Source organism: Pigmentiphaga sp., from assembly GCF_019689535.1.
Classification (GTDB): domain Bacteria; phylum Pseudomonadota; class Gammaproteobacteria; order Burkholderiales; family Burkholderiaceae_B; genus Pigmentiphaga.
In genome coordinates, this window is the sequence record NZ_JADGHH010000228.1 from 1 (window position 1) to 4,953 (window position 4,953).

4 protein-coding genes and 2 pseudogenes are annotated in these 4,953 nt (G+C 66.0%); 2 read left to right on the plus strand and 4 right to left on the minus strand.

Annotated features, from left to right (window positions below; translation table 11 throughout):
• The first annotated feature begins 31 nt into the window (after positions 1–31).
• Together IRZ12_RS15525 and lysS are read left to right on the plus strand one after the other, a co-directional pair.
• Positions 32–778 carry an SDR family oxidoreductase gene (locus tag IRZ12_RS15525; protein ID WP_296470292.1) on the plus strand — a complete coding sequence of 249 codons (747 nt, stop codon included), beginning with the start codon at positions 32–34 and terminating at the stop codon, positions 776–778.
• Positions 779–791: 13 nt separating this feature from the next.
• On the plus strand, positions 792–2,321 hold the full coding sequence (gene lysS, locus IRZ12_RS15530) for a lysine--tRNA ligase (protein ID WP_296470285.1): 1,530 nt from the start codon (positions 792–794) through the stop codon (positions 2,319–2,321).
• 53 nt (positions 2,322–2,374) lie between these two features.
• Here lysS and IRZ12_RS15535 read toward each other — a convergent pair.
• The 4 genes and pseudogenes from IRZ12_RS15535 to selD all read right to left on the minus strand — a co-directional run bounded on the left by IRZ12_RS15535 (position 2,375) and on the right by selD (position 4,932).
• Positions 2,375–2,766, minus strand: a pseudogene (locus tag IRZ12_RS15535) (VOC family protein).
• A 21-nt stretch (positions 2,767–2,787) separates the two neighbouring features.
• A pseudogene (locus IRZ12_RS15540) lies at positions 2,788–3,141 on the minus strand (SRPBCC domain-containing protein); the annotation flags it as partial.
• Positions 3,101–4,201: a tRNA 2-selenouridine(34) synthase MnmH gene (gene mnmH, locus IRZ12_RS15545; protein WP_296470288.1), complete on the minus strand. Its 1,101-nt coding sequence runs from the start codon at positions 4,199–4,201 to the stop codon at positions 3,101–3,103. The gene mnmH and the pseudogene IRZ12_RS15540, both read right to left, overlap by 41 nt.
• Complete coding sequence (gene selD / locus IRZ12_RS15550) at positions 4,201–4,932, minus strand: selenide, water dikinase SelD (RefSeq protein WP_367181596.1); 732 nt, start codon at positions 4,930–4,932, stop codon at positions 4,201–4,203. The genes mnmH and selD overlap by 1 nt, the downstream gene beginning before the upstream one ends.
• Between the last annotated feature and the right edge of the window lie 21 nt (positions 4,933–4,953).

Consider the following 4,953-nt stretch of genomic DNA (forward strand, 5'->3'; position numbering starts at 1 on the left):
CCCCGCCGTCTCGCGCCGCCCGGGGACCCACATGCCCGACGCCTTCGTGATACTAAGCGGTGCCTCGCGCGGCCTTGGGGCCGCGCTGGCGATGGCAGCGTGCCGGCCCGGCACGCTGCTGGTCACGCTGTCCCGCAGCGAACCCCTGCTCGTGGCCGATCACGCGCGCGAGCACGGGTGCGTCCACGTACACCATGCGGTCGACCTCTCGGACCCGGCGCAGGCGCAAGCCGTCGCCCAGGACATCTTCGCCGGGCTGCCGCGCGACGCCCGCCGCTACCGGCTCATCAACAACGCTGCCACCGTAGAGCCCATTGCCCAGGCCACTGCGCTGGACGCGGCTGCCGTGGCCCACGCGCTCCACTTGAACGTGGCGGCCGCCATGCTGCTTACCGGCGCGTTCCTGGCCGCCGTGCCCGCGAGCGCCGACCGCCGCGTGCTGAACATTTCTTCCGGCGCAGGCCGGCGGCCCATGCCAGGCTGGAGCGTCTATTGCGCCACCAAGGCCGCGCTGGACATGTACACGCGCACCGTCAAACTCGAGCAGCAGGCCACGGGGCTACGCATCGCCTCGCTCGCGCCCGGCGTGATCGATACCCCCATGCAAGAGCGCATACGCGCCACCCTGCCCGACGCATTTCCCGCCGTCGAGGACTTCAAGGCCTTGCACAGCACCGGCCGGCTTGCTGCGCCCGCCACGACGGCCGCCCGCATCCTCCACTACCTGGAACGCGACGATTTCGGCGAAAACGAAATCGACGACATTCGACACTACTGATTCCCTAGCCATCATGACCGACAACCGGCCCAACGCCAACGAACCCGCGCAAGACGACAACCAGATCATTGCCGAACGACGCACCAAGCTCGCCCGCCTGCGCGAAGCGGGGCCGGCTTTTCCCAATGATTTCGTTCCCGCCGACCGCGCCGCCAAGCTCCACGAGCTCTACGACGCGCAGGACAAGGAGGCCCTCGACGCAGCCGACGTCCAGGCCAGCGTGGCCGGCCGCATGATGCTCAAGCGCGTCATGGGCAAGGCGAGCTTCGCCACGCTGCAGGACGCCACTGGCCGCATCCAGATCTACCTGAGCAAGGAATTGGTCGGCGAAGCCGTGTACAACGCCTTCAAGCACTGGGATATCGGGGACATCCTCGGGGTGCGCGGCAAGGTCTTCAAGACCAACAAAGGCGAGTTGTCGGTCCAGGCCACGGAAGTGCGCCTGTTGACGAAGTCGCTGCGCCCGCTGCCGGACAAGTTCCACGGCATCGCCGACCAGGAGCTGCGCTACCGGCAGCGCTACGTCGATCTCATCATGACCGAATCGACGCGCAACACGTTCGTCGCGCGCAGCCGCACCCTGGCCTCGATACGCCGCCACATGACCGAGGCCGGCTTCCTGGAAGTGGAAACGCCCATGCTGCACGTCATCCCGGGCGGCGCGGCAGCCAAGCCGTTCACGACCCATCACAATGCGCTGGACATGCCCATGTACCTGCGCATCGCCCCCGAGCTCTATCTCAAGCGCCTGATCGTGGGCGGTTTCGAACGCGTGTTCGAGCTGAACCGGAACTTCCGCAACGAAGGCGTCAGCCCGCGGCACAACCCGGAATTCACGATGATGGAGTTCTACGCAGCGTATGCCGACTACCGCTGGCTGATGGACTTCACCGAAAACCTGATCCGGCAGGCTGCCATCGATGCCACGGGCAGTGCCAAGCTCACCTACCAGGGACGGGAAGTGGACCTGTCGCGGCCGTTCGACCGGCTGACCATCGTCGAAGCCATCCACAAATATGCCGACCCCGGCTACACCGACGAGCAGTTGAACGACGAGACCTTCCTGCGCTCGGAACTCAAGCGGCTGGGCGCGGACGTGAACGGTCCGCAGCTGGCCCGGGCGGGCCTGGGCGCGCTCCAACTGGCGTTGTTCGAGGAAACCGCCGAAGCCAAACTGTGGCAGCCGACGTACATCATCGATTATCCGGTGGAGGTCTCGCCGCTCGCCCGCGCCTCCGACACGCGTCCAGGCATTACCGAGCGTTTCGAACTATTCATCGTTGGGCGCGAGATCGCCAACGGCTTCTCGGAGCTGAACGACCCGGAAGACCAGGCCGAACGCTTCCGCAAGCAGGTCGAGGCCAAGGACGCCGGCGACGAGGAAGCGATGTACTACGATGCCGACTACATCCGGGCCCTGGAATACGGCATGCCGCCGACCGCAGGCTGCGGAATAGGCATAGACCGGCTGGTGATGCTGCTGACCGACAGCCCCAGCATCCGCGACGTCATTCTTTTCCCCCACCTGCGGCGGGAAGACTAATCTCGCCAGCGCGAGCGGCCCCGCCTACCACCGCGGGGCGGGCAGCCGCGCCCTTAGCCGCTGCGCGCGGCCTCGATCGCCGCAACGTCGATCTTTTTCATCTGCAGCATCGCTTCAAAGACGCGCTTGGCCGCTGCACGATCCGCCCGCCGTTGCCCACGATGGCGTCCCAGAGGCGGTCGGTTTCCTCCTGGTCCTCGGTCGAGACATGAAAGGAAAATGCCTCGGTCTGCGGAACACCTGGACCGCCGTTCAAGCCCATGCACGGAATGCCCAGCACGGTGAACGATACTGTCAGGATGTCTCCGGCCTTGCCGGCCGGGTAGTCGCCGGGCGCGTACATCACTTCGCCCACTTCGCTGCCAGGAAAAGTGCGGGCATAAAACCGCGCCGCCTCCAGGGCTTCCCGCTCATACCAGATGCAAACGGTGTTCTTGCTGAGCATGACGTTCTCCCTTGCGACGCGTCAGTCGGGGATATCGGGTTCGACCAGCTTGGCCAATTGGGCGAGCGATTCCTGCCAGCCGAGGTAACACATCTCCACCGGGATGGCCTCGGGGATGCCGGCTTGCACGACGTCCAGGTCGGTGCCGCAGGTCACCTGCCGCAGCGACACGGTGACCTCCATCTGCCCCGGCAGCCCGGGGTCATCGAAGCGATCGGTGTAGCGGATCCGCTCGAACGGCGCCAGCTCGAGATACTCGCCGCCAAACGCATGGCGGCTGCCGGGATATCCCGCCCGCATCCTCCCTCGGTCCGGAGAGCCCGGCTGCACCCTGTTACGCCGAGGACTGCGCGCGAAGATACTCAAGCACCGCCCGCCTGTCGCCCGCAAACACGATCCGCGAACCCTTGAGCCTGCGCTGATAGTCGTACATGGGATCGTAATACTCGAGCAGCAGCGCCCGTATCCAATCCCGATGGAATTCGACGCTTCCACTGCGCGCCTGCTCGGCCAGCGCCGCATCCATGAGCGCGGCCACTCGCCTATGGCGGTCGCCGCCCAAGCGTCTCGCGATGTTGTCGAGGCTGCCGCGCAGGCGTTCGCCGAAGCGCCGCTCGCCCTCCTCTTCTCCGTGCACGGCCGCAAACTCGGCACGCAGGTCGACCACATAGTCTTTCAGGATGCGCTCCACGCGGCTCTCGAGGGCGTCTTCGAGCCAAACCAGCGGCTGGGATTGCATGCGCTGGTAGAGCGCAAACGGAATACTGCAACTGCCGATGGCGTGACTCTCGTCCTCCACGACCAGGCACGCCGTGCCCGCGTCGCGCTTTTTCAGCAAGTCGATGGCCAGGCTGTTTTCGAACCCGATCTGGGGCGGCTGGGCGGTGGCTCGCTTGCCGAAACTGGAACCGCGGTGATTCGCGTAAGCCTCGAGGTCCAGGCCGTTTTCCACCTGCCTCACCAGTTCCGTCTTGCCCGTGCCCGTCATGCCGCCTAGCACGAGGAACCCGCATTGATGCGCCGCATCCTCGATGGCCTGGAGCAGGAAGGCGCGCATGGCCTTGTAGCCGCCGACGACGCGCGGGTATTCGATGCCGGCCTCTTCCCTGAGCCACTGTTGCGCGATTTGCGACCGCAACCCGCCCCGGAAACAATAGAGGCAGCCGTCGGAATGGGCGCGCGCAAAGGACGCCCAGGCTTCGATGCGCTGCGCCTTGATCGCCCCCTGGACCAATCGGTGCCCGAGCGCAATGGCGGCCTCCTGCCCTTTCTGCTTATAGCAGGTGCCGACCTGCTCCCGTTCGGCATCGCTCATGAGCGGCAAGTTGACGGCCCCGGGAAAAGCGCCCTTGGCGAACTCGACGGGCGCGCGCGTATCGATCATGGGCACGCCGCGCAGGAAAAGCGAACGGTAATCGTCGATCTCGCCGCGCATCAGACCACTTCCACCGCGTAAGGCCCGCGGTCGATGAGCTCGCCGATGGGCTCGAGCTCCAAGCCCGACTCCCTAGCCACTTCCAGGAACGCCGGTTCGCCTTCCGGTGCGACGGCGACCAGCAATCCGCCGCTGGTCTGGGGATCGCACAAGAGGTCGATCCGCTCCTGTGAGAGCGGCGCGATCCGCGCGCCGTAGCTCTCGAAATTGCGCGCCGTCCCGCCCGGCACGCAGCCCTGCGCAAGATAATGCTCGACCCCCGGCAGGCGCGGCACCTTGTCATATTCGATGCGCGCGCTCACGCCGCTGCCATCGGCCATTTCCACCAGGTGCCCCAGCAGGCCGAAGCCCGTCACATCGGTCATCGCCTGCACGGCGGCCAATCGGCCGAATCGGCTGCCCGCCCGGTTCAGCTTGCACATCCAGTCCCGGGCCAGGTTGGCGTCCTCAGGACGCAGCCGGGCTCGCTTCTCCGCCGTGGTCAGGATACCTATGCCCAGCGGCTTGGTCAGGTAAAGCTTGCAGCCCGGCGTGGCCGTATCGTTGCGCTTGAGCCGGCCCTGGTCCACCACGCCGGTGACAGCCAGCCCGAAAATGGGTTCCGGGGCATCGATGGAATGACCGCCCGCCAACGGAATGCCCGCTTCATCGCAGGCCGCCCGGCCACCCCGCACCACCTCGCGCGCGACCTCCGCCGCACCTCGCCCCAGTGCTTGAATTCCATATCTTATGTCTTATATAAGATATAAGAG

Coding starts and splice junctions, on each gene's coding strand:
- IRZ12_RS15525 (WP_296470292.1), top strand. CDS start 32: ATGCCCGACGCCTTCGTGATACTAAGCGGTGCCTCGCGCGGCCTTGGG.
- lysS (WP_296470285.1), top strand. CDS start 792: ATGACCGACAACCGGCCCAACGCCAACGAACCCGCGCAAGACGACAAC.
- mnmH (WP_296470288.1), bottom strand. CDS start 4,201: ATGCGCGGCGAGATCGACGATTACCGTTCGCTTTTCCTGCGCGGCGTG.